The organism is Pseudomonas matsuisoli, assembly GCF_014647635.1.
GTDB lineage: Bacteria > Pseudomonadota > Gammaproteobacteria > Pseudomonadales > Pseudomonadaceae > Pseudomonas_P > Pseudomonas_P matsuisoli.
The window spans coordinates 129,635-156,372 of sequence record NZ_BMPO01000002.1 but is presented as its reverse complement, the minus strand read 5'-3'; the positions used below and the strand labels follow the sequence as shown (position 1 = coordinate 156,372).

Annotated in this window: 21 protein-coding genes and 1 pseudogene; 14 read left to right on the top strand and 8 right to left on the bottom strand. The window is 58.7% G+C overall.

Annotation, left to right across the window (positions count from 1 at the left end):
- Positions 1-127: 127 nt before the first annotated feature.
- Together IEY47_RS04225 and IEY47_RS04220 are read right to left on the bottom strand one after the other, a co-directional pair.
- Complete coding sequence (locus IEY47_RS04225; RefSeq protein WP_188981915.1) at positions 128-1,213, bottom strand: LLM class flavin-dependent oxidoreductase; 1,086 nt, start codon at positions 1,211-1,213, stop codon at positions 128-130.
- 476 nt (positions 1,214-1,689) lie between these two features.
- Positions 1,690-2,595, bottom strand: coding sequence for a LysR family transcriptional regulator (locus IEY47_RS04220; protein WP_188981914.1), 906 nt, complete (start codon positions 2,593-2,595; stop codon positions 1,690-1,692).
- Positions 2,596-2,689: 94 nt separating this feature from the next.
- On the opposite strand from IEY47_RS04220, the gene IEY47_RS04215 reads away from it, so the two are divergent.
- The 4 genes and pseudogenes from IEY47_RS04215 (at position 2,690) to IEY47_RS04200 (ending at position 6,670) form a co-directional block, all read left to right on the top strand.
- Positions 2,690-3,298, top strand: a complete 609-nt coding sequence (locus IEY47_RS04215; protein ID WP_188981913.1) for a cysteine dioxygenase family protein — start codon at positions 2,690-2,692, stop codon at positions 3,296-3,298.
- Positions 3,295-4,878, top strand: a complete 1,584-nt coding sequence (locus IEY47_RS04210) for a rhodanese homology domain-containing protein (RefSeq protein WP_188981912.1) — start codon at positions 3,295-3,297, stop codon at positions 4,876-4,878. The genes IEY47_RS04215 and IEY47_RS04210 overlap by 4 nt, the downstream gene beginning before the upstream one ends.
- Before the next feature lie 234 nt (positions 4,879-5,112).
- Positions 5,113-5,874: pseudogene (locus IEY47_RS04205) on the top strand (ABC transporter permease); the annotation flags it as partial.
- 4 nt (positions 5,875-5,878) lie between these two features.
- Complete coding sequence (locus IEY47_RS04200) at positions 5,879-6,670, top strand: ABC transporter ATP-binding protein (RefSeq protein ID WP_188981910.1); 792 nt, start codon at positions 5,879-5,881, stop codon at positions 6,668-6,670.
- A gap of 102 nt (positions 6,671-6,772) precedes the next feature.
- Here IEY47_RS04200 and IEY47_RS04195 read toward each other — a convergent pair whose 3' ends face one another.
- A complete protein-coding gene (locus tag IEY47_RS04195; protein WP_188981909.1) occupies positions 6,773-7,144 on the bottom strand; it encodes a nuclear transport factor 2 family protein in 372 nt (123 codons plus the stop codon).
- Positions 7,145-7,613: 469 nt separating this feature from the next.
- Between IEY47_RS04195 and IEY47_RS04190 the strand changes: the two genes are divergently transcribed.
- From IEY47_RS04190 to IEY47_RS04175, 4 genes are all read left to right on the top strand, one after another.
- Entirely contained in the window at positions 7,614-8,591 is a 978-nt protein-coding gene (locus tag IEY47_RS04190; RefSeq protein WP_188981908.1) for an ABC transporter substrate-binding protein, read from the top strand.
- A gap of 140 nt (positions 8,592-8,731) precedes the next feature.
- Positions 8,732-9,577 carry a TauD/TfdA dioxygenase family protein gene (locus IEY47_RS04185; RefSeq protein ID WP_188981907.1) on the top strand — a complete coding sequence of 282 codons (846 nt, stop codon included), beginning with the start codon at positions 8,732-8,734 and terminating at the stop codon, positions 9,575-9,577.
- Between the two features lie 127 nt (positions 9,578-9,704).
- Entirely contained in the window at positions 9,705-10,121 is a 417-nt protein-coding gene (arfB, locus tag IEY47_RS04180; protein ID WP_188981906.1) for an alternative ribosome rescue aminoacyl-tRNA hydrolase ArfB, read from the top strand.
- 168 nt (positions 10,122-10,289) lie between these two features.
- The gene (locus IEY47_RS04175) at positions 10,290-10,718 is read left to right on the top strand and encodes a nuclear transport factor 2 family protein (protein ID WP_188981905.1); all 429 of its coding nucleotides are present in this window, start codon (positions 10,290-10,292) and stop codon (positions 10,716-10,718) included.
- Between the two features lie 228 nt (positions 10,719-10,946).
- Here the strand turns inward: IEY47_RS04175 and IEY47_RS04170 are convergent, their stop codons facing one another.
- On the bottom strand, positions 10,947-11,846 hold the full coding sequence (locus IEY47_RS04170; RefSeq protein ID WP_188981904.1) for a LysR substrate-binding domain-containing protein: 900 nt from the start codon (positions 11,844-11,846) through the stop codon (positions 10,947-10,949).
- A gap of 102 nt (positions 11,847-11,948) precedes the next feature.
- Between IEY47_RS04170 and IEY47_RS04165 the strand changes: the two genes are divergently transcribed.
- The 5 genes from IEY47_RS04165 (at position 11,949) to IEY47_RS04145 (ending at position 20,526) form a co-directional block, all read left to right on the top strand.
- On the top strand, positions 11,949-15,332 hold the full coding sequence (locus IEY47_RS04165; RefSeq protein WP_229779195.1) for a molybdopterin-dependent oxidoreductase: 3,384 nt from the start codon (positions 11,949-11,951) through the stop codon (positions 15,330-15,332).
- A gap of 167 nt (positions 15,333-15,499) precedes the next feature.
- On the top strand, positions 15,500-16,957 hold the full coding sequence (locus tag IEY47_RS04160; protein WP_188981902.1) for a short-chain fatty acid transporter: 1,458 nt from the start codon (positions 15,500-15,502) through the stop codon (positions 16,955-16,957).
- A 68-nt stretch (positions 16,958-17,025) separates the two neighbouring features.
- Positions 17,026-17,922 carry a bifunctional Delta(1)-pyrroline-2-carboxylate/Delta(1)-piperideine-2-carboxylate reductase gene (gene lhpI / locus IEY47_RS04155; protein ID WP_188981901.1) on the top strand — a complete coding sequence of 299 codons (897 nt, stop codon included), beginning with the start codon at positions 17,026-17,028 and terminating at the stop codon, positions 17,920-17,922.
- A gap of 254 nt (positions 17,923-18,176) precedes the next feature.
- A complete protein-coding gene (locus IEY47_RS04150) occupies positions 18,177-19,091 on the top strand; it encodes a DMT family transporter (protein ID WP_229779193.1) in 915 nt (304 codons plus the stop codon).
- A gap of 496 nt (positions 19,092-19,587) precedes the next feature.
- Positions 19,588-20,526, top strand: coding sequence for a DNA/RNA non-specific endonuclease (locus tag IEY47_RS04145; RefSeq protein WP_188981900.1), 939 nt, complete (start codon positions 19,588-19,590; stop codon positions 20,524-20,526).
- Positions 20,527-20,626: 100 nt separating this feature from the next.
- On the opposite strand, the gene IEY47_RS04140 is transcribed toward IEY47_RS04145, so the two are convergent.
- From IEY47_RS04140 to IEY47_RS04125, 4 genes are all read right to left on the bottom strand, one after another.
- Positions 20,627-23,068: a TonB-dependent receptor gene (locus IEY47_RS04140; RefSeq protein WP_188981899.1), complete on the bottom strand. Its 2,442-nt coding sequence runs from the start codon at positions 23,066-23,068 to the stop codon at positions 20,627-20,629.
- Between the two features lie 66 nt (positions 23,069-23,134).
- Entirely contained in the window at positions 23,135-24,082 is a 948-nt protein-coding gene (locus IEY47_RS04135) for a FecR domain-containing protein (protein ID WP_188981898.1), read from the bottom strand.
- On the bottom strand, positions 24,079-24,591 hold the full coding sequence (locus IEY47_RS04130) for a sigma-70 family RNA polymerase sigma factor (protein WP_188981897.1): 513 nt from the start codon (positions 24,589-24,591) through the stop codon (positions 24,079-24,081). Before IEY47_RS04130 ends, IEY47_RS04135 begins: the two co-directional genes overlap by 4 nt.
- Before the next feature lie 146 nt (positions 24,592-24,737).
- Positions 24,738-25,241 carry an Lrp/AsnC family transcriptional regulator gene (locus tag IEY47_RS04125; RefSeq protein ID WP_188981896.1) on the bottom strand — a complete coding sequence of 168 codons (504 nt, stop codon included), beginning with the start codon at positions 25,239-25,241 and terminating at the stop codon, positions 24,738-24,740.
- 47 nt (positions 25,242-25,288) lie between these two features.
- On the opposite strand from IEY47_RS04125, the gene IEY47_RS04120 reads away from it, so the two are divergent.
- A complete protein-coding gene (locus IEY47_RS04120; RefSeq protein ID WP_229779191.1) occupies positions 25,289-26,500 on the top strand; it encodes an MFS transporter in 1,212 nt (403 codons plus the stop codon).
- The last annotated feature ends 238 nt before the right edge of the window (positions 26,501-26,738 follow it).

Here is a 26,738-nt window from a genome sequence, read left to right as displayed (position 1 = left end):
TACTGCCAAATGTGAGACGGCTGTAGGGGGATTTGAGAGAGAACGAATGGGGCACGGGTCAGTTCACCTGAGTGAATGAGCGCCCGATCCGCGTGTGCGGTCTCGCGACGAACGAATAGAGGGTAAATTAGGCGCGCAGGCGCTCGGCCTCGCGCGCTTCGATCTTGGCGCGAGTCAACGGCAGCAGCGCGCGGCCATAGTCCTCGGCGTCATTGAGGGGGTCGAAACCGCGAATCAGAAAGGTCGTGACACCCAGATCGTAGTAGTCGAGCAGTGCATCAGCGACTTGCTCCGGTGTGCCAACCAACGCCGTAGAGTTGTGGCCGCCGCCAACGAGTTTGGCGATACCCGTCCACAAGCGCTTGTCCACACGGTCACCCTTCGCGACGGTTTGCATCAAACGCTGCGCGCCGACGCTATCTGGCTTGCGGGCGAGCACAGGTCCCGCTTTCTCAATACGCGCCTTGGCGTTCTCAAGAATGGCATCTGCCTTGGCCCACGCAGCGTCTTCCGTATCGCCAATGATCGGTCGGAATGAAACGCTGAACGCGATCGTACGGCCGTGTTTTTCGGCCTCGGCGCGCACGGCCGCAATGGTTTCCCGCGTCTGCTCCAGTGACTCGCCCCAGAGCGCGAACACGTCCGCGTGCTTGCCGGCCACTTCCAATGCTGCTTTCGAAGAGCCGCCGAAGTACACCGGGATATGCGGCTTTTGCTGGGGTTTGATGGCCGAGAAGGCATTCTCGGCCTTGTAGTACGCACCTTGATGATCGAAGGGTTGCTCCTTCGTCCAGACATCACGCACGACCTGCAGGAACTCGTCGGTCCGCGCGTAGCGCTCGTCATGGTTCAGGTAGTCACCATCCTTGCGCTGTTCGGCATCGTTGCCACCACTGATGATGTGCACCGCAAGACGGCCGTCCAGCAAATGCTCGAGTGTCGCCAACTTGCGCGCTGCTAGCGTTGGTGCAACGAAGCCAGGCCGGTGAGCCAGCAGAAACTTGATCTTCGTGGTGGCGAGCCCGGCCGCCGCAGTTACGAGAAAACCATCGGGCCGATCGGACCAATAGCCCACCAATAGCCGATCGAAACCGGCGGCTTCGTGGACCTGGGCGAAACGGGTGATGTAGGCCTTGTCGAAAATGGGACCGACGGGCGCGATCGTTTCGGACGACAATTGATGGCCGATCATGCCAATGAATTGAACACTCATGAAACAGGCTCCTTAGCAGGTAAGAGCAAAAGGTGTTTATAAGCAAAACTAAGCACCTTTCGATTTCTTATACGCTAACGAGAAAACTCTACATCAGTGAAATTCAATTTAGGCATATCCTAATATGCGAATAACGCATTTCTTGCGAGTGTCGCTCACCACGGGATCGGCGCGGTGTGACGTGGCTTTCGAATGCGAGCGACTGAAGCGGATGTCGCGCCGTTGCCGCTACAAAGGGCCGCCGTTCTGGTTCGTCCCTAATGTTTTGCTTCGCCGGTAATTTCTACAGGCGACTGAAGTCGCCCCTACAAGGAGCCAATCCCGTTTTGCTTCGGCCCATAACCTGTAGGGGCGACTTCAGTCGCCCACGTCATGCAAGCAGCGCTTGTAGATAGGGTAAAACCCAGATGCTGCTGTACAGAAACGAACCCCCGGTGACGATATCCCAACCCAAAAAGCCACGGTTTCTAGCCGCCCTACGCGACCTCTGGCTCGGCTTTCAGACCTCTCGCAACAGTCTCACCGAACACCTCAACGGCACCTTGCAGGTTTCCCACGAAGGCCGCCCGTGCTAACCAAAGATCGATCATTGGTTTGAAATCCGAAACGTTGAGTACGTCCAGCCGATCCCGATGGCGGCTATTCTGCAGCAGCGGCGCCGGTACCAAGCCTAGGCCCATTCCATTCGCCACCAGGCCAAGCTGGAGATCGGTTCCAAATATCTCGAGATTCACTTTCAGGTTAAGGCCCCGCTCAGCCAATGCACGTTGAAGCCCCGCTCGAAAACCGCAACCGTCGGGATTGAGTACCCAGCCCTCAGGCTGACAATCCGCCAGCTTGCAACGCTTACGGCTGGCAGAGCCTTTCGGCCCGACTATCACCAAAGGCATGCGCGCCAGCGATCGCCCGACCACGCCCTCGGGAAACACCTTGCCGGCCGGAAACAACACCGCTGCGGCGTCCAGCTCGCGGTGTTCGATACGCTGTACGAGGTGGCCACCCCAACCATGTGCAACCTGTACCTGCAATTCCGGAAAGCAGGTCTTCAAACGCTGCAATGCCTCGAGCAACACGGCATCGCCAACGGTTTGGGGCACACCAATGCGCAGGGTGCCCGACGGATTGGCATCTTCCGCGACGAGTTCGCGCAGCGAATCGATTTCCCGCATGACGCCCTGACAGCGCTCGAATACCCGCGAACCCATGGCAGTAGGTTTCATTGGTTTGGTGTTGCGATCCAGCAGCACAGCGCCGAGTGATTCCTCGAAACTTTGCAGCCGACGCGTAATTGCGGATTGGGTGAGGTGCAGTGATTCGGCGGCCGCGCTCAGCGACTGAAAGCGGACGACTGCCAGAAACGCCTCGATGTCATCTATTTTCATTCACTTTTCGCATATTAGCTTATGAACAAATTGAATTTTAAGAAGTATAGCGGCGTTGATAGGGTAATAACGAATTCGCCGAAGAGCACTCGAAATGACCACCCCATTACGGCTTGACCGCTTTCGCCAATTTGTCGGCGACCTGGCCGCGCTGCTCGATGAGCAGCCAGATGAGCCTACCGTGCTCGAACAGGGATCGGTCCTGTTGCAGCGATTGGTGGCCCAGGATGACTGGCTACCAGCGGTTGCAGCCGAGCCCGACCCAGTGCGCTACAGGCAATTTCTGTTGCACGCCGATGCGCGTCAACGCTTTTCGGTCGTCAGCTTTATCTGGGGGCCGGGGCAGCGTACGCCTGTACACGACCATCGTGTCTGGGGGCTGATCGGCATGTTGCGCGGTGCCGAATATTCTCAAGGCTTCACCCGCAGCACATCCGGCGGGTTGGTCGCCGAAGGCGCCCGTACTCGCTTAGTGCCGGGGCAAGTAGAAGCGGTGTCGCCACGCGTGGGCGACATCCATCAGGTATCCAACGCTTTCGACGACCGCGTATCGATCAGTATCCATGTCTACGGCGCCAACATCGGCGCGGTAACGCGCGCCGTCTATACCGAGAGCGGCGAAGAGAAACCGTTCATCTCTGGCTATTCAAACGCCCATATCCCCAACTTCTGGGACCTATCGAAAGAGAGCCTCGTCCAATGACCCAAATTGCCGTACGTCCCCACTCTGTCATTCGCCAGGCATTACTGGATGGACAAGAAGTCGCCTTGGTCGACGTCCGTGAGGAAGCGCCTTTTGCTGAAGCGCATCCACTGTTCGCGGCCAATATCCCGTTGTCCAAACTCGAACTTGAGGTCTATTCGCGTGTGCCCCGCCGGGATACCGCCGTGACCGTATACGACGACGGGGAAGGACTTGCAGAGGTTGCCGCAGAACGACTCCGGGCGCTGGGCTACAGCGACGTTGCTCTGCTGGAGAACGGTCTTGCTGGTTGGCACGACGCTGGCGGCGAGTTGTTCCGCGACGTTAACGTGCCCAGCAAATCGTTTGGCGAATTGGTCGAGAGTCGGCGTCATACCCCTTCTCTAGCTGCCGAGGAAGTGCAGGCATTGCTCGACGCTAAGGCTAACGTGATCGTGGTCGATGCGCGTCGCTTCGACGAATACAACACCATGAGCATTCCTACCGGCACCAGCGTGCCAGGCGCCGAGTTAGTGCTGCGCGTACGCGAGCTGGCGCCGAATCCGGAGACTCAGGTCGTCGTCAACTGCGCAGGCCGTACCCGCAGCATCATCGGTACCCAGTCATTGGTGAACGCCGGCATCCCTAATCCGGTCGCGGCGCTGCGCAACGGCACCATTGGCTGGACGCTTGCTGGTCAGACGCTGGAACACGGGCAGACGCGCCGCTTCAAGGAAGTCAGCGAGCAAACCCGCTCCACCGCCGCGACGTCCGCACGCCGCGTAGCCGACAAAGCCGGCGTGAAACGCGCAGGTCTCGAAGCGCTTGCCGGCTGGCAGGCGGAAGCCGGGCGCACGACTTACCTGTTCGATGTCCGCACCCCGGAGGAATACGAGGCCGGCCATTTGCCGGGCGCGCGCTCCACACCCGGCGGCCAACTCGTACAGGAAACCGATCACTTCGCCAGCGTACGCGGCGCGCGCATTGCGCTAGTCGATACCGACGGCGTGCGCGCCAACATGAGCGCATCCTGGCTCGCGCAAATGGGCTGGGATGTGTATGTGCTCGACGAGATCAAGTCCAGCGACCTCAGTGAAAAAGGCGCCTGGAGCGCACCGGTTCCCGCATTGCCTGCTGCCGACGTAATAGACCCCACCACGCTCGCCAACTGGCAGAAAACGCCGGGCACCGTGGTGCTGGATCTCACGGCCAGCGCCAACTACGTGAAACGCCACATCCCTGGCGCTCACTGGGCGCTACGTGCCCAGTTGCCGCAGGCGCTGGAGCGCCTCCCGGTGGCCGAGCGTTACGTACTTACCTGTGGCAGCAGCCTGTTGGCCCGCTTCGCTGTGGCCGAACTAAAAGTACTCACCGGCAAACCCGTATTCCTCCTCGACGGCGGAACGGCGGCCTGGATCGCGAAGGATCTGCCGCTCGAAGAAGGCGAAACGCACTTGGCCGTACCGCGTACCGACCGCTATCGCCGACCTTATGAGGGTACTGACAACCCACGCGAAGCGATGCAGGGTTATCTGGATTGGGAATTCGGTCTCGTCGACCAGTTGGCGAAGGATGGGACCCACGGCTTCTATGTGATCTAAGCATCTTCACGACTTTCGACCAGAGTTGCGGCAGCACGCCCCCGCTCACACGACACCCTAATCACTGCCTTCTCGGGACCTGATAACACCGGACCGAACGGCGAACGTCCTTCCAGGCGATCGCCTCTGACCCGTTTCAGGAGAGACCCGATGACCTCACCGCCCGTTCTGCATAACCCTGCCGATACCGTTCGCACGATCGAAATCACCCCCAGCGTCGCTCGCAACGGGCCACGTGTGCCGGGCTTTGTCCTACGGCTACTCAGCCCGGTTGTCATTCTGTTGCTCTGGGAAATCGCGTCACGCGCCGGGCTTATTCCGACCCAAATCATCGCGGCGCCTTCGGAGATCAGCATCACGCTGTGGGCGTTAACCGCCAGTGGTGAGCTGGCTCATCACCTGCTGGTTTCCCTGCAACGCGCGGTGCTTGGCCTAAGCATCGGTGTCGCCATAGGCGTTGTGGCCGCACTTATTACCGGACTGTCGAAGCGCGGCGAAGTCGTGCTCGACTCACCCATGCAGATGTTGCGGACCATCCCGTCGCTGGCCCTAGTACCGCTGTTCATTCTCTGGTTTGGCATTGGCGAGTTCACGAAGGTGGCGCTGATCGTCATGGGCACAACGTTCCCCGTGTACCTCAACCTGTTCGCTGGCATTCGCAACATCGATCCCAAACTCATCGAAGCGGGAAACACGCTCGGTCTCAGTCGCCGCGAGTTGATCTGGCACGTGGTGTTGCCAGGCGCACTGCCCTCTTTCTTCGTCGGCTTGCGTTACTCGCTGGCGATCTCCTGGCTCGCCCTCGTCTTCGTCGAACAGATCAACACTATGTCAGGCATTGGTTTTCTCGCCAGCGATGCACGGGACTTCATGCGCACCGACATCATCGTGATTTGCTTACTCGTCTACAGCGTCTTGGGTCTGTTGATCGACGGGATCATCCGCACCCTTGAGCATTACGCCCTCGCTTGGCGCCCCTCCTTCGTAAAGAGTTGAACGCATGAACGCACACACCCCGCTGCACCCCTTACCCGTCACGCCCGCGGTTCGACTCCAGCGCGTCGTCCGTCAGTTCGGTGATAACCGCGTGATCGATGGACTCGACCTCGACATTGCCCCTGGAGAATTCGTCGCCCTGCTCGGCGCCAGCGGCTCGGGTAAAACAACGCTTTTGCGTTCACTGGCCGGACTCGACTCCATCGAAGGTGGCCGACTGATCGTGCCCGAAGCCCGCTCCGCGGTATTTCAAGAACCACGCCTGATGCCTTGGAAGCGCGTTTGGAAGAATGTCACGCTCGGCGTACGCGATGGTGATGCCCGATCGCGGGCGACCAAGGCGCTGACCGAAGTGGGTCTCGCGCACCGCCTGAACGCCTTTCCGACCACGTTATCGGGTGGCGAGGCACAGCGCGTCGCACTGGCGCGCAGCCTTGTCCGCGAGCCCAAGCTGTTATTGCTTGACGAGCCGTTCGCCGCGCTCGATGCGTTGACCCGGATTCGTATGCATCAGCTGATCATCGACCTGTGGAGAGCCCACGGCCCGGCGGTGCTGCTGGTCACGCACGACGTGGAAGAAGCGATCCTCCTTGCCGACCGCATCATCGTGCTCAAGGAAGGCCGCATCGCCGACGCTATCCCCATCGGCCTGGAGCGACCGCGAGAGAAAGGCACGCCTACGTTCAACGCTATCCGACGGAGGTTGCTGGAGCTGCTGGGAGTGGATAGCGGACGACAGCCGTCTGAGGATGGGCAGGAGGTTCGACCGTTCAGGGGATTAGCGCTGGCAACGTAACAGGTCGCAATCGTGCGATGGCCGGGGGCATGCCTTTGTAGGAGCAAGCGGTTCGCCGCTTGGCCACTAGAACAGAGGCACAGGAAGATACTTAAAGGCTATTCACCAGCCCTCTTCCACAGGCGTTCCCTGGTGGTAGAACAACTGCCATTGGGATCGCTCCCGACGCCAAATTGACGCGCGTAGCGTGTAGCGAAAACGACTGCCATCCGTGCGCAGCTGAACGGACCGGTAGTTCAGCAGCACGCAATCATCTGCGATCCACGTTAGCCGAAAATCATCGGAGCGAACCGCCGGTGGCTCGTGTTGAGTCAAAAACGCCAGCACGTAATCGCGCTCGAGCCGTCGTCCAGATCGAGCGACCTTGAAGAACGATGGGTGCACCAACTCATTCAAACGCGCCGGCTTACATTGCACGCCGGGGTGATGAACCTCGGTTTCAAGTCGGCTTATCTCATCCAGTAAATCGCTCACTTTTCTCTGTTCTCTCGGCCTAAAAAACATCAAACAACGCGCGCGCCGCGTTTGATTACCCGTGCTACCAAGCCTACGCGGTCTTCATCACGCTTTTCCCGGCGCGGAATGTTGGACTGGTGAAATAGCCTGATCCGTATGTTTAAAGCCCCTGCAGCTAACGACATGCGAATCAGACATATTGATTACCCTCAATCATTCTAAAAACAAATAATTAGCATAGAACTAAAGGTGATTTCACAGGCACTGGTTAGACGAATAGTTTAACCACAGCCGACCCCTCTCCTGGTGGAGGCCATCCCAAATCCCCAGGAGCTTCGCCGTGCCTCTACTCCGTCCCAGCGCCCCTACCGTCATTTCTCGCTACCCGAACGTTTGCCTACACGCTTTTCGGTTCCGCTCATGAACCAAATAGTGGCGAATCCCCACGGGCGACTTTTCACCTTCCATTACCTGACAGGAGCTTCACATGCGTTTTCCCAAAATCATGCCCTTCGTTTTAGCCGTCAGCGTACTCGCAGCGGGCTCGTTCGCATCGGCGGATGACCTTGAACCGTTGCGCGTTGCCAACCAGAAGTCCACGTTGAAGCTGTTACTGGAAGCCTCAGGAGAATTGGAAGATGTGCCCTACGAAATAGAGTTTTCAGAGTTTGCGGCGGCGGCCCCCCTTGGCGAAGCCTTGAATGCAGGTGCGGTAGATGTCGGCTATTTGGGAGACGCTCCTTACGTATTCGCGCTGGGCTCGGGAGCGCCGCTGAAAGTAGTGAGCATCACGCACTTCGACGGACGCTACACCACGTCGATCCTGGTGCCGAAGGATTCGCCGTTGCAATCGGTCGCAGATCTCAAAGGTAAGCGCGTTGTCACCAACCGCGGATCAATTGGCCATTATTTGGTCATCAAAGCGTTACGAGACGCCGGCCTGAAGACGTCCGACATTACCTTCGTCAATCTACTGCCCAGTGACGCCCAAGGCGCACTGCGAGCGGGTGATGCGGACGCATGGTCGACCTGGGACCCTTACACCACCATTGCGCTCACCGGCGGCGACGCTCGCATCCTGCGTAAAGGTACCGACCTGCTAAACAACAACACTTACCTTGCAGCAACTCAGCAGGCGACTGAAACCAAACAAGAACAAATCGAAGACTTCGTCGTCCGGCTAGAGCGCGCGTACCAGTGGGCAAACAATAACCGGGAAGCCTTCGCCGCTGCCCAGGCAAAGGTGACGCGATTACCGCTTGAAGTGCACCTCGCGTCAGTAAACGAAACCCAGTATTCCCGCGCCGAGATCACCGACGCGGTCATTGCCGATTTGCAACAGACCGCGGACATCTACCTGGAGGAAGGCGTTTTGGCACGCCCGGTCGACGTCTCCAAAGGTTTCGACAAGCACTTCAATGCTTACCGAGCAACGGCAACCGCACCGGTTGCAAAAGCCGAATGAGTTGAAGCACGCGAAAACCTGACGTTACGCCGTGCCAACGACTAGAGCCGTCGCACGGGTCGGCGGCGAACAAATGAAGTCGCCGAGCGCTTCACCGCATGCAGCACGACAGCCTTCTCTTCGAACAAAAGGATATCGCCATGCTGGCCGAACAAATAAACACTGCCGAATTCGACGTCCAAATACTCGAGCCCACAATAGGCGCCGAGATCAAGGGTCTCGACCTCCGCCACCCTTTGACCCGTGCTGATCGTGATCGCGTACGAGCGCTGCTACTGCGCCACAAGGTGTTGTTCTTTCGAGATCAGCATATCGAGACTGAACACCAACTCACCTTCGCCCGACAGTTCGGTGAGCTCTACCATCATCCCACCACCAAGAAGCAAGACCTCGAACGCCCGAACGCACATCTTATTCTGGGTAGCGAAGCTAAAGACCGCTACGGCGAGGCCCGGAAAGGTCGCTGGCATACAGATACGAGCTGGATGCTCAAACCGACATTTGGTGCAGTCCTTCGTGCTGTCTCACTTCCGGAGACTGGCGGCGATACGCTTTGGGCCGATACAGGGCTTGTCTATCGCGCGCTGCCTGCGGCGCTACGCACGAAGATCGACAACGCTTTCGTCACACACAATTTCAAATCGTCATTGGACAAGGCGGACTACCCCTACCCGATCATTGCTCACCCGCTGGTTCGTACCCACCCGGAGACCGGGGAAGACGCGTTGTTCATCAATTTCTCGATGGCGCCGCAAATCTTGGGTCTTTCATTGGAAGAGAGTGCGGACATCGTTGCGCAGTTGTTGAAGGAGGTAAGCAACCCCGAGTACCAGGTCCGCTTCAAGTGGCGGCCGGGCGATGTTGCCTTCTGGGACAATCGCGCCGCGCTACATTACCCCGTATACAACTATGGTGATTTCCCGCGCGTCATGGAGCGTGTGTTGATCGCGGACGACGATATCCCGCATAGGCGCGGCTCGAATTGATCTAGCCCTTCTTCAAAGGCTTGAGGCACTTTCAAGGCTCAGGGTTTTCGCCCCGAGCCTCTGCGGCCTTGAGCCCTTCCCGTTTGAGTCCGCATACTCTGAAGACGCCTGTATGTGATCCCGAACGATGCTGATCCTTTCGCCTACCGTCCAGATTCCTCTCGAAGACATAAAATTTACGGCCATCCGCGCGCAAGGCGCTGGCGGGCAGAACGTGAACAAGGTGTCCAGCGCCGTGCACCTGCGCTTCGATAGCGCCGCCTCCGGCTTGCCGGAAAGCTGCAAGCAGCGATTGCTGACGCTACGCGATGCGCGTATCACCGATACCGGTGTGATCGTTATCAAAGCGCAACGCTACCGGACGCAGGAGCAGAACCGTCTGGACGCCCTAGAGCGCTTGACCGAACTCCTCCAGCAAGCACTAAAGCCCGAAAAGCCGCGTCGCCCTACGCGCCCAACATTGGCCTCCAAGCGCCGGCGCCTCGAAGGGAAAGCGAAACGCGCTTCGATCAAAGTCGGTCGAGGTCGACCAAACGTCGACTGAAGACACACGCCTAGCCATGGGCCGCGGTGCTTCGTATATGTACAATTTTTATCTGCCGACAGCTACATGACTTGCTCTCAGCCACAAACAGACTAATGTTGTCCGACGACTGACAATCGCCAGTCGGTGTGTAGCTGTACTTCCAACAATTACAAAAGGGTCAGATGCATGAAAAGAATCAAAGTGGTGGTGGGTTTTCTGTGCCTGTTTACAGGCTACGCATTAGCAGCATCGGGTGACGAAAGCGACGTCGCGGCGGCCGTCGATAAACTCACCCAGGCTATGCTGCACAAGGATATTGCCCAACTCGAGGCGCTCACTGCCGACAATGTCACCTACGGTCATTCCAGTGGGAATATCCAAGACAAGAAGGCCTTCATCGCCGATATCGAAACGGGTAAAAGTGCGTTCAATCGATTAGAAATGCAGAACCAGAAGATCACCATGTCCGGCGATACGGCATTGGTACGCAACCACTTCTCCGCCGAAGCCGTAAACAGCGGCAAAGTAACGCCGACCGAAATTGAAAACTTCCAGATCTGGCAAAAACGCGACGGCAAATGGCTATTGATCGGCCGGCAGGCGTTTCGCTTCTAAGCGCGCCGGGGCATTCGCTACGCAATAGCCTAATCCGCCGTTCACCGCGTCATGGCCTTTAATAAGCCATGCGAGGTGAACGGTGGAAGCTCATTGGGTTTCACCGTACGGCTCTTGTCGACCGGGTGATAACCCGGATTCCGGGTATCACGAACCACCGGGCATGCGGGTTTTACCCGTGCTACCTGTCGGGTGACGGGGCGGCCATTCGCTCGCCTGTGCGCCGGATCAACTGCTTATCACCTCACGCATGAAGTCAATGAGCGCAGAAAAACGTTGCTCGGCGCCATGTCTCGCACTCCATACCAGCCCCACATCCATAGACGGCACTTCATCGGTGATTGGACGTCGAGCAATGCGCTGCCCTTCGAGCGACCAGGGCCGATAGACCAGATCCGAGAGAACCGTAACGCCCTCTCCCGCTGCAACCAAGCTACGAACGGCCTCGATCGAACGGCTTTGCAAGCACACATTCGGCTGCAATCCGTGACGCCCCCAATAACGCTGAACCGTCATCAAATGCTCATCCATGTCCAACAACAAATACCGTTGGGCGGCGATTTCAGCGAGCGACACGCGCGCCTGCTGGAGCAACGGATGTTCGGGGCTTGCCCAGAACTGTCGCGGCGAGCGCAACAGCGTCTCACACTGCAACCCCTCTATACCGGAGAAGTTACTGGTCAACATCAATGCGAGGTCCATTTCCTGTACGAGCAAGGCGTCCTCGATCTGCTGTCGCTCCCGCTCGATGCAATGCACATTCAACTGCGGAAATTTCCGGCGCAACGCTGCGAGTACCTGTGGCATCAGGTAAGCACTGATAGTCTCTGTCAGGCCGATTCGTAGCGTTCCCTGCACGGCCAAGGGTACGGTTCGGACGTCGTTAACCGCCTCCTCCAGGCTATCGATGACACGCTGGGCATTCCGTAGGAAGCGCAGCCCCTCCGTTGTCAGCCGGACGCCGCCCGCTTGCCGTAGGAACAACTCCACGCCTAGCACCTTTTCCAGGCCTTGCAACGAAGCGGTCATTGCAGATTGCGAGACATGACTGCGCAGAGCAGCGCGGGACACCTGACCTGTCTCGGCCAGCGCTATGAAGTGGTGAAGTTGTCGAAGCGTGGGCTGCATCGATTTTTCCGATAATGCGTTTTCCAAAAGTTGAATTAGGAATATCACACAGCGCTGCCTACATTCCACGTCCATGCCCACTTGAACAGCATGGACTTTGTCTTGGCACTTAAACCCGGTTATTGCACACTTTGCCGCTCCCGTTGCGGTACGCTCAATCAGGTCGAGAACGACCGCCTGATCGCCGTGCAGCCGAACCCCGAGCACCCAACTGGCGCGGCTATGTGCCTCAAGGGCAAGGCGGCGCCGGAGTTGGTGGAGAATGCCGAGCGCCTGCTGTATCCAATGCGCCGCACGCAACCCAAAGGGGCTACAGACCCAGGCTGGGTGCGCATCGGTTGGGACGAAGCATTGGACGAGATCGCATCCCACATGGCTGAGATAAAGGCCCGCCGGGGTGCCGAGGCCTTTGCGTTCAGTGTCACCACACCCAGCGGGACACCCCTTAGCGACAGTATCGATTGGATCGAACGGCTCATCCGCCGCTACGGCAGCCCAAACACCAGCTACGCCACTGAAATATGCAACTGGCACAAGGATGTGGCGCACACGTTCACGTTCGGTTGTGGGCTACCGACGGCTGATTACCTCAATGCTGGCTTGATCGTGCTGTGGGGGCACAATCCCACCAACACGTGGCTGGCGCAGGCGCACGCAATCGCCGAAGGCCGAAAAAACGGCGCCAAGCTGTTGGTGGTCGACCCCCGTGGAACCGCGCTGGCGCACGAAGCGGATGTCTGGCTACAGGTGAAACCGGGTAGCGATGCGGCGCTGGCGATGGGCTTGGCGAACTTGCTTATCGAGTCCGGTCGTTTCGACGTCGGGTTCATCGATCGCTGGTCGAACGCAGGGCTATTGGTACGTGATGACAACGGTCGCTTTCTCCGCGCCAGCGACCTCGATACGGATGCCGACGACAGCTGGGTTGCCTGGGACGAAAATACCAAGGCGCCGATACCTCTGCCCCGTCAGCCACAAGACTGCGAACACATACGTGTGTCGTTACATGGCCGTTATCGAGTCGTAACGCTGGAAGGTCCGGTCGATTGCCGTCCGGCGTTTGATCTGTACCGAGAAGCGTGCGCTACCTTCACTCCGAGCTTGACTGCCGAGCTGACCTGGGTCGCCGAAGACACCCTACGACGCGCGGCCGATCTGATCGCCGACGCCCATAGCGTGGCGTACCACGCCTGGTCAGGCGTCGCCCAACAGCACAATGCAAGCCAGACCGAGCGCGCGATCGCTTGTCTCTATGCACTTACCGGCAGCTTCGATGCGCCTGGTGGCAATCGCCTGCTGGACAAAGCACCGACGCTTGCCGTAAGCGGCCAGGATCTCATCAGTCCCGAACAGAAGGCCAAGGCTTTGGGATTGCCGCAACGCCCTCTCGGCCCGCCCGCCCAAGGCTGGGTAATGGCACGTGACCTGTACCAGGCGATTCTTCACGGCGAACCGTATCCGGTGGAAGGCTTGCTGGCGTTCGGTAGCAATCCGCTCAGCTCCCAAGCCGACGCGGAGCTGGGTATTCAGGCACTGGAATCTTTGGCGTTCTATGCGCACTGCGACCTGTTCATCAATCCGACGGCCCGCTACGCGGACATCCTGCTTCCCGTCAACACGCCGTGGGAGCGCGAAGGCCTGCGGCTCGGCTTCGAGATCTCGGAACGCGCGCAACAACGCATACAACTGCGACAGCGCATGGTGTCCCCACGCGGGGAGTCGCGGTCAGACAACGACATCGTTTTCGCCCTGGCCAACCGCCTTGGGATGGCCGACGACTTTTTCGGCGGAAGCCTCGAGCAAGGCTGGGACGCGATGCTGGCACCGCTCGGGTTGAGCGTGAGTGAACTCAGGCAGCGACCGGAAGGAATCGACATTCCGCTCCATCACGAGCACTTCAAATACCGTAGAACCGGGTTCGCCACACCCACCTCGCGGGTTGAGCTGTACTCTGAGCGGCTTCTGGAGCACGGGTATGCACCCTTGCCGGAAAACGCGCCGCCTGCGAGTAGCGATGCCCGCTTTCCGCTGCTGCTCACCTCGGCGAAAAGCGGATATTTCTGCCATAGCCAACATCGCAATCTCAGCAGCTTGAGACGCAAGGCACTTGCACCTACCGTGCTGATATCGAAGGCACTTGCGCACGAGCAACGCATCGCTGAAGACGATTGGGTACGCATCAGTACCGCCTCAGGGAGCGGACGCTTTCAAGCGAAGCTGGACGACCACCTGCACCCTCGTGTGCTGGTCGGCGAATTTGGTTGGTGGCAAGGGAATCGGGCGCTCGGGCTGGATGAGACGCCGGTGCTAGGTACCGCGAATAGCAATTACAACGCGCTCGCGACCGCCGCCTCCGCGGATTCGCTCAGTGGCTCATCGCCCCTGCGCGAACTCCATTGCAGTCTGCGTCGTGAGGCACCACGGCAAACCGTCCCGGCGCGGTGGAGCGGCTTTCGAACCTTCGTCGTCGCGGCGCGACACCGCGAAGCAGAAGGCGTAACCAGTGTGTGTCTGCGCGCCCTCGATGGTGGGCCGCTACCCGATTACCGCCCTGGCCAACACATTACCCTTCGAATGATGACGCCAGCTGCTGGCGAACAGACCCGCGCCTATTCGCTGACTGGCGTTGCGACCGACCCGGATCGACGCGAGTATCGAATCGCCGTACGTCACGCACAGGGAACCACGGAACAGGGCGGCCCCTGGTTCGGCAAGGTGTCCTCGCACATCAATGAGGGCTTGGTCGTAGGCGATCACGTCGAAGTGCAAGCGCCCAGCGGAACCTTCCTGATTCCAGAGCGCTCGACACGACCCCTGGTTTTCTATGCGGGCGGCGTAGGCATCACGCCCTTCATTAGCGCGCTCGAAAGTGCCGCGGCCATTGGTTTTTCCGGGGACATCCTACTGTTATACGGAAACCGCAGCCGTCCCGGACACGCCTTCGCCGAACGTTTGCAGCAACTGCAAACGTGCTTGCCGGGCCTACGCGTCATCGACGTTTACAGTGCACCGCTCGCGGGTGAGAAAGCCGGTATCGATTATCAGGTCGAAGGCAACGTCAACCGCGGGCTGGTCCCTGACAGCTTTTTCGCACGGCGCGCGCTGCACTATCTCTGCGGACCGCAAATCATGATGGATATCATCATTGGCGAACTGGTCGCAGCAGGCGTGCCGCGTTTCGATATCTTCAACGAGGTGTTCCGCTCACCGGCCGTGCTGCCGAGCGGTAACCAGCGATTTGCCGTGACGTTTGCCCGCAGTGGACAAACCCATGAATGGAACAATGAGGCCGGACCATTACTGACGTTCGCCGAGCGATTGGGAATCCAATTGCCGAGCGGGTGCAGGGTCGGCCAATGCGAGAGCTGCGCGGTTCGCGTGCTGGAGGGCGAAGTCGTCCATCTGCACGGTGAAGAACCCGAAGACGCTCGTGTATGCCTGAGCTGTCAGGCAATACCTGCCACAACGCTGACACTGGATGCCTGAGGATGCGCTCGCAAAAACGTGCGTGAGCGCCTTGGTACCGGTGTTCCCAAATGAAATTCGCAGAGAACGATTCACGCGCCTTGCGCAACGTCCCCTCTCGCGAACTCGTAAAGGACGCCCGTCGCACATAGTGACGGACGTTACCCATTGCTTTGGAGGGGTAGGTCATGAGCACTGATACAACAATAAGCCAGGGAGGATCGGATGAATCCGGACGCCTGGAAAAGGTCGCCATCCGCGTCAGCAACTGGGCCGAACGGTGGTTTCCGGACGCCTTCATCTTCGCGGCCATTGCGGTGGTCGTCGTCGCATTGGCGACATGGTCCATCGGCGCACCGGTTCGCGCGGTTGCGCAAGGCTTTGGTGACGGCTTTTGGAGCTTGATCCCATTCACCATGCAGATGGCGGTCGTGGCCATTTCTGGCTACGTGGTCGCGGTGTCGCCGCCCGCTGCAAAGCTGATCGACACCATGGCGCGGATGCCGAAATCGGCGCGTGGCGCGGTGGTCATGATCGCCACCGTGAGCCTCGTCTCCACCCTCTTCAACTGGGCCATCAGCCTCATCTTCAGCGGACTGCTGGCCCGGGCCATCGCACGGCGTACCGATCTGCGCGTCGACTATCGCGCCATGGGTGCTGCGGCCTACATCGGCATGGGTGCCATCTGGGCGCTTGGCATCAGCTCGGCCCCCGCACAACTGATGGCCAACCCCGCGAGCTTGCCCAGTGGGCTGCTCCAGATCTCGGGCGTCCTGCCGTTCACGGAGACCATCTTCCTGTGGCAATCGATGGTCATGACCATGGCCTTGCTGCTGATTTCCATCCTGGTCTGCTATTACTCGGCGCCGACAGGGGACCGCATCAAGACAGCCCAGGACCTGGGTGTCGACCTGCAGGATTCGAACATTCAGGTAAATAAGCCGAGCCGACCTGGCGAGTGGCTGGAGTACTCACCGCTGGTGACCATCGCGGTCACCTTCATCAGCGCGATCTGGTTGTTCAGCGAGTTCACCAGCAAGGATCCGCTGCTGGCGATCTCGAGCCTCAATACCTACAACTTCCTTTTCCTGATGATTGGGATGCTGCTGTGCTGGCGGCCCATCCGCTTCGTTAAGGCCTTCTACAAGGCGGTCCCTTCTGTCAGCGGGGTGCTCATCCAATTTCCGCTGTATGGGGGCATCGCCTTCATGATGACAAAGGTGACCAATGATCAAGGCGAGACCCTGTCGCACCTGCTGGCGTCGGGATTTGTCGCGGTCGCCACCCAGGAAACGTTCTCTGTCGTGATGGGGGTCTACTCCGCGGTACTGGGATTCTTCATCCCGTCCGGCGGCGGCAAATGGCTGATCGAGGCGCCCTATGTCATGCAGGCGGCGAATGACCTGCAGGTTCACCTCGGCTGGGCTGTGCAGGTTTACAACGCCGCGGAGGCGCTGCCAAATCTGATCAACCCCTTCTGGATGCTGCCTCTGCTAGGCGTACTGGGTTTACAGGCTCGGGACATTGTCGGCTTCACGTTCACGCAGTTGCTCGTACATGCCCCAATCGTATTGTTCCTGCTGTGGTTCTTTGCCGGCACGTTGAGTTACGTACCGCCAGTGATTCCGGTAATGCCAGGCTCCTAAGGCTTCGAACGGGCCGACCACCGGCGGTGGTCGGCCCAGCTGCAATCAACCGATTAGGATTTTTCAGAATGCATATCTACACCGCCCAACAGACCGCTGACCTACTGCCGTTCGATACGTTAGTAACAACGCTTCGGCAGGCGGTCGGCCAATACGCCAGCGGCCAAATCATCAGTCCAGAGCGCACGGTAGTGCCGTTGAAAGATGGCGGAATCATGCTCAGCATGCCCGCGACGGCGGATGACATCGCGATCCATAAGCTGGTCAACGTACAACCGTCGAATGCGAGCCGTGGCCTGCCTACGATCCACGGCCAAGTAGCGGCCTTCGAGAGCGCGACTGGCGTGCCCCTGTTCACTCTGGACGGTCCGACGGTAACGGGACGTCGAACAGCAGCCATTTCCATGTTGGGGATCGACGCGCTGCTACCCCGACCGCCCCGCTCCGTTCTGATCATTGGGACGGGCACGCAAGCCGTACACCACGTGCAGGCCATTCAGAGCCTTTATCCCGAAGCAGCCATCTGGATTGGCTCGAGGACCGAAGAACGGGCGCGGCAGTTCTGCACCCGCTACCAGTTGCCCGACCGGGGACTGAACCCGGCCAATGGCATTCCCGAAGAAGTGGACGTCATTATCACGGTCACTACGAGCAATAAACCGATCTACAACGAACCGGCCCAGGCGGGACGTTTGATCATCGCGGTAGGTGCGTTCACGCCGCAGTTGGTGGAGATTGGCAGCACCACCATCAGCCAAAGCGACTTGATGGTCGACGATCTGGCTGGGGCCAAGCACGAGGCAGGAGACTTCATTCAGGCCAACGTGGACTGGGAGCGCGTGCAATCGCTCGCTCACGTAATCGAGCAAAAAAACCGTATCGAGCCTCCTATCGTGTTTAAAACGGTCGGGTGCGCCGCGTGGGACCTTGCGGCATGCCGTACCGCGCAGCTTACCTTGGGCTGATCCGCAACACGGCTATCGCGATACCAAGCGCCACTGTCGTACCCCGCCTGCGGCCACTCTCAGTGGCCGCTCCATGTTTACCAGGCGATCACACGGGCCTCTCAAAAAAGGCCGCAGTGCCCACCTGTCCATCCAGGTGGTAGTCTTCGCCGCTTCAAAAGAACCCACGCCCTGGGCTCCCGAGCGTTGCTCGTATCGAGCGCTCTTCGATCGGCACTGCTTGCTCGGGGCTCTGCCATTCGAAGGACGTCGTTTTGCGCACGGCAAAGCAGAAGATCATGCCGCCTCCAGCGTTGCTGTACCTGATACTGCCACCCCTCTTCTGGGCAGGAAATTTCATCGTGGGCCGCGCCATGCATGGGGTCGTTCCCCCGATGACGCTTTCCCTGTGGCGCTGGGTCGTCGCGTTACTCATCCTTCTGCCTTTCGCGATCAAGTACCTTCGGCGGGACTTCCCCCACTACAGGGCGCACGGTTGGTTGCTCGTTCGGCTCTCGGTGGCTGGCGTGGTTGCTTTCACCTCGCTCGTCTACCTCGGTCTGCGTGACACCACCGCCTCGAATGCCTTGTTGCTGAACTCGTTCATCCCCGTGTTGATCACGGTGTTTGGCGCACTGTTCTATGGTCAACGCCTCGGACGCGGCCAAAGCGTCGGGCTGGCCGTTTCCTGCCTGGGTGTGCTGGTGATCGTTTCGCACGGCGAGTGGCAACGGCTGGCCAGCCTGAGCTTCTCACAGGGCGACATGGTCATTTTCTGCGCGATGGTCTCCTTCGCCTTCTACACGCTATGGCTACGCAACGTCCCTTCGCAGATCAATCGACTTGGCTTGATGGCAGCGCAAATCGTGATCGCGCTGGCGTTCCTGATTCCGCTCAAACTGTGGGAGCTGTCGCTTGGAATGACGGCAGACTGGAGCATTAACAGCTTGGCCGCTCTTGCGTACCTGGGAATTTTTCCGTCGATCTTCGCGTACGTGTTGTTCAACATGGGCGTCGCCCATTTCGGCGCCGCCAAAGCAGGGCTGTGTATCCACCTCATTCCGGTGTTCGGCGCGATCCTCGCCGTGGTGTTCCTGGGCGAATCCCTTCGCCTTTACCACTTGATGGGTATCAGCGCGATTCTTATCGGCATTCGGTGGGTACTTCGAAGCCCGTCAGTCCCCTCTTGAGCGATAGCGGCCGTCCCCTTTTTCGGATAAACACTCGCTATTTCTTCGGGTCGGCATGCTTCGCTCCCGCATGCGCTATGGGTGTCAAACCGTGAGGCGCTCTGATGCGCTCACGCAATGTTCCCGCATACGCACGAGCTTCGGCTTCAGTTGCGAAGCGGATTTCCATCGACCCGACCTTTACCACCCACGCCCTTCTCGTTGCCAGGTCTTCGAGAGTCACCGTGATCGAGATCATAAATACCTCCTCAGGACTCGACGAACGTGTTCAGAACACATGCGAAAGTCATGTCGTTCGATAGGTATTGGAGCTAGGCAGCGGGCGGTTCAATAAATTGCGTGCCTATGTGATGTCGCGCATGAATCAAAACCGCAGCAGGTCACCCATCGGTGTCGTAGGCTATCTGCAACAACACATGGGTAACGTCGTTCCTCGAGCAGAACCTGCCCCCGCAGGCGCTCCGAAGTCATTTCGTTTATTTCGAAGGACAGCGCGATGCCTACAGTGAACCTAAACCACCGCCCACGTCTTGCGGATCTGCGGCGTCTTGGCGGCACTCTCAGCCTGCTTTCTCCTGTCACTGCACGAAAAGCGGTGCGAAGGACGCCTGCGGAAGAATTGCGGAACCGCCTTGGGTACCAATCGGACTTCCTTGGCCCCTTCAAGGTGACATGGCCACGCCTGGTGGAGGAGCGTGCCCATGACGCATTGGAGGTCCCAGGGAAAGACACTTACCGCCTCGACTACACCCACTTCTCCATCACATTGTCCAAGTCCAGGCGATTGGCATTGATCGCCGGCGTCAACATTGAGGGAAGCCAGATGGTGGACGTGCCTAGAAGCAACGATCGTTGGGCGCTCGATGGACGGGTGGCAGATGATGCCCAGGCAGGCGAGTGGCTGTATTCGGACAATCTTCTGGATCGAGGCCATCTCGTGCGACGACAGGACCCGAACTGGGGATCCGATGCGGAACAGGCGAACGCTGACACGTTCCACTTCACTAACTGCGCACCGCAGATGGCGAGCTTCAACCAGAAAAACTGGCTCGACCTGGAAGATTACCTGCTCGAAAACACGCGCCGCTGGCAAGCCCGCGCAACGGTCTTTACCGGCCCCGTATTCGGCGAAAACGACCAGGAATACCGTGGTGTACGCATTCCGAAGGCGTTCTGGAAAGTCGTGGCCTTTCTTAGCGACGACGGAAAGCCATCGGCAACCGCCTACATGGTCGATCAGTCCCGCGACCTCGAACGATTGGAAGCGGCCTTCGGGCGATTCCGTACGTACCAACGCAGCGTCGCCTACGTCGAGCACGTCACCGGCCTCGATTTCGGCTCGCTTTCACGCTACGACGGGTTTTCCAACGAGGAACGCGAGACCGGCACGCGCATCGAAGCGGAGCTGTTAACGCTGGATGACATCCAGCTTTGATATCGGGACGCGCGGTTTTGCGAGGGCGCCGGCAGGTGGCTCTACCTTCTACTGGAATTCCGGGTCCACGGCCTCTGTACGACCGCGAACCCGGTTTCGGTTAGAAACCCAGCGTGGCGGATAACAGGAAGGTCCGCGGTGCGGATATCGTCAGGCCTGCCTCGCTATCGTCCGAAGCACCGGCGGATATCCAGTCACGTTCGTTGAGCACGTTCTCGACCGATGCGCGTAGCGTGACGTCCTTATCATCCACGCGGAAGGCATAGCGCGCTCCGAGATCATAGCGCTGCCAGGCGCCGATCTTCTTACTGTTTGCCTGGTTCAGGTATTGCGAACTGGTGTAGATCGTTCGCGCGGTCAACGTCATCCCGGGCACGGTCGATAGGTCCCATTCCGCGCCTACGTTCGCGTTCAGCTTTGGCGTCGCCGGGGCGCGGTTTCCATCGTTGTCACCGCCGTTGGTATCGGTCAGTTCACTGTCGATGTACATCACACCACCTAGCAAGCGCACACCTGGCAAGGGCTCTCCGAACATGCTCAACTCAATGCCGCTGTTTTCACGTTTGCCATTGGGCCCGAACGTGCCCAGCGCCGCGTTGCCAACCGGAGCGGCGGTTTCATACGCCGGTTGCCGAATGCGGAAGACCGCAGCCGTGAAGGCGAATGTACCGAAATCGTACTTCGCGCCCGCTTCTATTTGGCGACTGATGAAGGGCGGGAAGATTTCATCCTCGTTCAATGACGTCGATGGCGCGATCTTTCCCTGACTGAGTCCTTCCATGTAATTGGCGTACAAGGACAACTGATCGGTCGCACGAAACAGAACGCCTACCGATGGCGAAATCTTCTTCTCGTCATACGCAGTTGGTTGTTTGATGCCATCTGCCCAGTCATCCACCTTCACCCGCTGCCACCGCGCGCCCAACGTCAGTAGCAACCGATCGTCCATGAACCCAAGCGTGTCGGATAACGCGACCCCACTGAAACGGTTTTCGGTGTAGGTCTTCGTATCGTCTCGGGTACGCACCCCCGGGGCTGGCGCCGTGATCGGGTCATACAAATTGCTGGGAGTGGCTGCGTACCGTCCGCCGCCATTCTCGAAATCCATGTAGAAATAATCTGCGGCTAGATTGAGCTCATGGCTGACCGGACCGGTTTGTAGCCATTTACGAACACCTACGTTAGCGGTACGCACACTTTCATCCCGCGTGAAGTCACGGGGCTGAACGCTGAAATCGCCTTGCGCATTGGTCACTGGAACGTTGTGCCGTAGAAAGTCGTGGTCGCTCTCGCGGGCGCCGACCGCTGCGTAAATCATCATCGAGTCGTCTATATCGAACTCGCCGCGTAGCGCCCCGAACGTATCTCGCGTGTGCGCTTTGCTCCAAGGCTGCGCGAAGTTGTCATGCACATCGTCTGCGTCCGGTACCGGCGCGGCGGCATTGACCAGAACCCGCTCCTGAGGGGCATCCGTCTGACGCTCGGTGTGCCCAATGTCCGTCGACAGTCTCAGTCGATCGGAGCGGAAATCCAGCCCCAATACGGCCATCTCGCGATCGACGCTCTGATGATCCCATTCAGTATCGCCAGATTGCTTGACGCCGTTGAAGCGCAGGCCGAATGCATTGTCTTCACCAAATCGGCGGCCTATATCCACCGCGCCGCCTGTCTGGCTGTCAGAGATGTAGCTGCCGGTGAACTCGGTGATCGGCTGGTCCGTTGCGCGCTTGGGCGCGATATTGACGCTTCCCCCCACACTGCCCCGCGGGGAAATTCCGTTCACCAGTTGCGTGGGGCCACGAAGGATGTCAACGCGGTCGGCCATTTCCATATCGATCGAGTAGGTCGGCAGAACGCCGTACAAACCGCCGTAGGCCACATCACTGTTGAACAGGCTGAACCCGCGAATGGTGAATTGCTCGAAGCGACCGCCCGCGGGATTGGTCGAGCGAAACGCAGGGTCGCTCGCGGTCAGATCCGTGAGCGTTCGCGCCTGCTGATTTTTTACCGCTTCGCTGGTGTAGGTCGTCATGCTCAGGGGCGACTCCATGAAATCCTTGGAGCCAAGCAGACCTTGAGCACTTCGCCGAGCGACTTGCCCGCCGGCATAACGCTCACCTTCATAGGTTCTGGCAGGGTCGCTGACGCTTGTAACGCGCGTAGTCTGTATCTGTAGGGAAGCATCCGATGCTGGAACGAGTGTGTAGGCGGATTCGCCAACTTCCGAAAGCGATAGCCCGCTACCTCGCAGCAGCGCGGCAAATCCTTCTTCAACGCTGTAATTACCGGAAAGCCCCGCCGAATTGCGACCGCGCACCAGGCTGGGATCGACGGACAGGCTCACGCCTGCCTGACTGGCAAACCGCGCCAATGCGTTACCCAGATCACCTGCCGCTATCTGATAAGTGCGGGGTTGCTCCTGCGCACTGGCATACGGGATGAACGCTGGCAGCGCCCCTCCTCCTAACAATAGACCCAGGCACACCGTGGGATAGGAAATAGAAAAAACCCGTTGGGTCCAGTGGCGCGTCAACGCAGGCATAGCGACTACTCTCTGTTGGCTTTATTGCTACCCCTGACACGCAACTCAGGAAAAAGGGGACACGCGTTAGCCCATTCGGTCCTTCGGTAGCAGCGAAACCCAGTAGCGAGTGTACGTACGCACTTCTAGCGGCAAGCTTGCGGCCAGCAAGCGAAGGATGCGATCGGTGTCGTCCAGCACGAAACTACCGGTTATGCGTAAGCGTTCTAGAGCAGGATCCCAACGCATGATCCCAGGGCGGTAGCGATCGAGTTCACGTAGAAACTCGCCTAGCGGCTGATCGTTGGCGACGATGACGCCTTGCCTCCAACCTCGCCGCTCGATGTCGAAACTGTCCAGCACCTTCAGCGCGTTCCCGTCCGTGCGTAAGCGCTGCCCTGGCGTAAGCGTGACGGCATCGAATTGTGTCGAATGAACATCGACCTCCCCCGCGAACACCGAGAATTCGCACGTTTCACCGACCTGCCGAACGCAGACGTCCCCTGCGTGAAAGGTCGCTTGTCCCCCGACAGTGTTGATGATGAAGGGCGTGGAAGCCGTACGCTGCACGCCTACTTCACCGCGAACGAGGGTCAATCGGCGCTGCGTCGCATCAAGATTCACCGCCGTTTCCGTGTTTAGGTGGAGGATGCTTCCATCGTGGAGTGTGGTGTGCCGACGCTCACCTACCGCAGTCGAGAAATCGGCCTGCCAGGCATCTAACGGCAATTGCCGGCCGGTGAGCCAAACGGCCGGGATCAATGCCGAGATACCTAGAACGCCCTTCACTACGCTTCGTCGCCCTACCTGCGGACGGTCCAAGCTGGCCATCGCGAGCTCACTGGGAAGCCCGGCGAAACGCATTTTCAACGCTTGCGCTTTCTGCCATGCCGCTTCATGGGTGCTGCTTACGCCACGCCAATGCGCCAGTCGTGCGTGGTCGTCGTCCGTCGCAGTGCCCGATTCGATCAATGCGAGCCAACGCGCCGCCGAACGCGCCAGCTGGCGAACCTCGTCAGCAGCGTTCTGACTCAACGCCACTCACTCAACAAGCAATGCTCGTATGCGAGCGCCATATGCCGTTTCACGGTTCGTTCGGAGACACCAAGACGCATGGCAATCTCAGGGTAAGTAAGCCCTTCCAGCTGGCTCATGAGGAACGCGCGCCGGACCACGGCAGAAAGACCATTGAGCATCTCGTCCAATGCTTGCAACGCTTCCAGTATCAGCCAGCGCTGCTCGGTCGAGGGCGCCACGTCTTCCGGCATTGCCGCGAGCGTTTCCAGGTAGGCCTGCTCAAGGCTACGGCGGCGGTAGAGGTTGATCAGCAAGCGGTTACCGATTGTCCGCAGGTAGGCGCGTGGCTCAGCTACTTCACCGATCGGCTGCGCACTCGACATCACACGGATGAAGGTATCCTGGCTCAGATCCGCGGCATCCCAGGCGTTCCCTAACTTCCGACGCAACCACTGCTCCAGCCAGCTGTGGTGGGCAGTATAAAAAACGCCGAGTGCGCCATCGCTGCCGCCCGATGCCCGTGACATATCCCGCCTCGCTGCATTCAAATGCGAATAATTCTAATGTTCGATTCGGCGGTTGACTACATATACATAAAGGTAGGAGACGGCCAGACGTGGACCCTCGTGATCAGGCGCGATCTGACGGCCTTGAGTCACGTACACCAGGATGTTTACAGCTCCGGAGCTGGGCCACGCTCAACGAAGGTCGATAGAACGATGTAGCTCCTCGTACCGTCGACCCCCTCGATGTCCTGAACTTTGCCAAGCAGTTCTTCCAAGCCTTCAGTTTCACGGACTCGCACTTTTAGCAGCACCCCACTGTCACCAGCGACCGTGTGCATCTCCTCAATTTCCGGCAGCTCGCCAAGCGACAGTAGGCGTTTAGTGCTAAGTACGTTCTTGGTGTTCACCAGTACGAAGGCCAACAGCGTACGTCCCACCTTGCAGCCGTCGATCTTCGCAACCGTGGCCTTGATGACCCCGTCTCGCTTGAGGCGCTTCACTCGCTCGTGGACTGCCGGAGCGGATAGATGCAGTACCTCGCCAAGTTCTACATAGCTTTGCGAACTGTCCTGTGCCAGCAGGGTTAATATTTTTCGGTCTACATCATCAAGCTTTGCAGGTTGATGCCTGACCTGCTTAATGGCGTTCGTTTCTTGTGTTTTGTTAGGCATTTGTCGTTTATCTCAGAATGTAGTTAGGGATATCGTGCGCTCGACAAATGAATTTAGCCACAGGAAATATCATGCCTATCGCACTCTGGGCTCTCGTTATCGGGGCCTTCGGAATCGGCACCACCGAATTCGTCATTGCCGGCCTGCTGCAAGCGATCGCAGCTGATTTCGGCGTCTCTATACCCGTCGCCGGATACTTGGCTACCAGCTACGCGCTGGGTGTTTTTGTAGGCGCACCAGTACTCATCATCCTGGGTAGCCGTACCTCTAAAAAAAGTATGCTGGCGTTTCTGTCAGTGTTGTTTGTAATCGGCAATCTAGTCACAGCCATGGCACCGACGTTCGAAGTTGCCATAATCGGGCGCCTCATTACCTCACTGACACACGGTGCATTCTTCGGAATCGGATCGGTATTGGCCGCTGAAATGGTCGCAAAGGAAAAACGTGTGAGCGCCATCGCGTTCATGTTTTCAGGCTTGACTGTCGCCAACCTGGTTGGGGTTCCGCTCGGCACCTGGCTCAGCCAGCAGCTCTCCTGGCAAGCCACGTTCTATGCCATCACACTGATTGGCGTCGCGACGCTAATTGCTGTGGTTACTCTTATTCCGGCCACTCCAAAGCCAAAGGCGCAACGCATCGCTCACGAATTCGCCGCCTTCGGTAATGCTAGGGTGTTGCTGGCAATGGGCATCACTATTCTCGGGCCTGCGGCGTTCTTCACTTCCATCACTTACATCGCACCAATGATGGTTGAAGTCGCTGGCTTCTCGGAGGCTGCGGTCACTTGGTTGTTGATGGTGTTTGGTTTTGGGCTTTTCGTAGGTAACTGGCTGGGAGGCCGCTATGCCGATCGCGCCTTGATGCCGATGCTCTATTTCACCCTGTTTGCCCAGGCTGCCGTGCTGTTCGCCTTCCACTTCCTGGCCAGTAGCCAATGGGCATCTGTGGCGTGCATCTTTCTGATGGCTGCATTTGGTTTTGCAACCGTGTCCCCAATACAGAAGTTGGTGATGGACAAAGCCAAAGCGGCAGGCGCTCCGACTCTTGCCTCAGCGGTGAACATCGGTCTGTTCAATTTGGGCAATGCGTTGGGTGCCTGGGCGGGTGGTTTTGTGATTGCCTATGGCCTAGGTTTCACATCTCCAAACTGGGCTGGCGGCCTGCTGTCCATGGGCGCGTTAGTGCTCGCCATCGCTTCTGGCTTGCTCGAGCGGCGCGATGTATCGCGCCAATTGCACGGTGGATTACAGGTGCAGTAAAGCGAGCCACTATTGCCTCGTGGCGAGCGGGTTAAACAGCCCGTCACGAGGCATGTGTAGTCGGCTTGGCAGGTGATCCGTTTCTTAGAGACAGCGGCTTGCGGCATCGCTCCTAAAACAAGGCCAGCTCGCTACGCTTGATGTTGGCAATAGGCCCCAAGACCGAGGCATCAAACTCATCCAGGGCTTTTCGTTTGCAGCGGCATGGTAGCGCGGACCGCTCCTGGCGCAGAAGTAC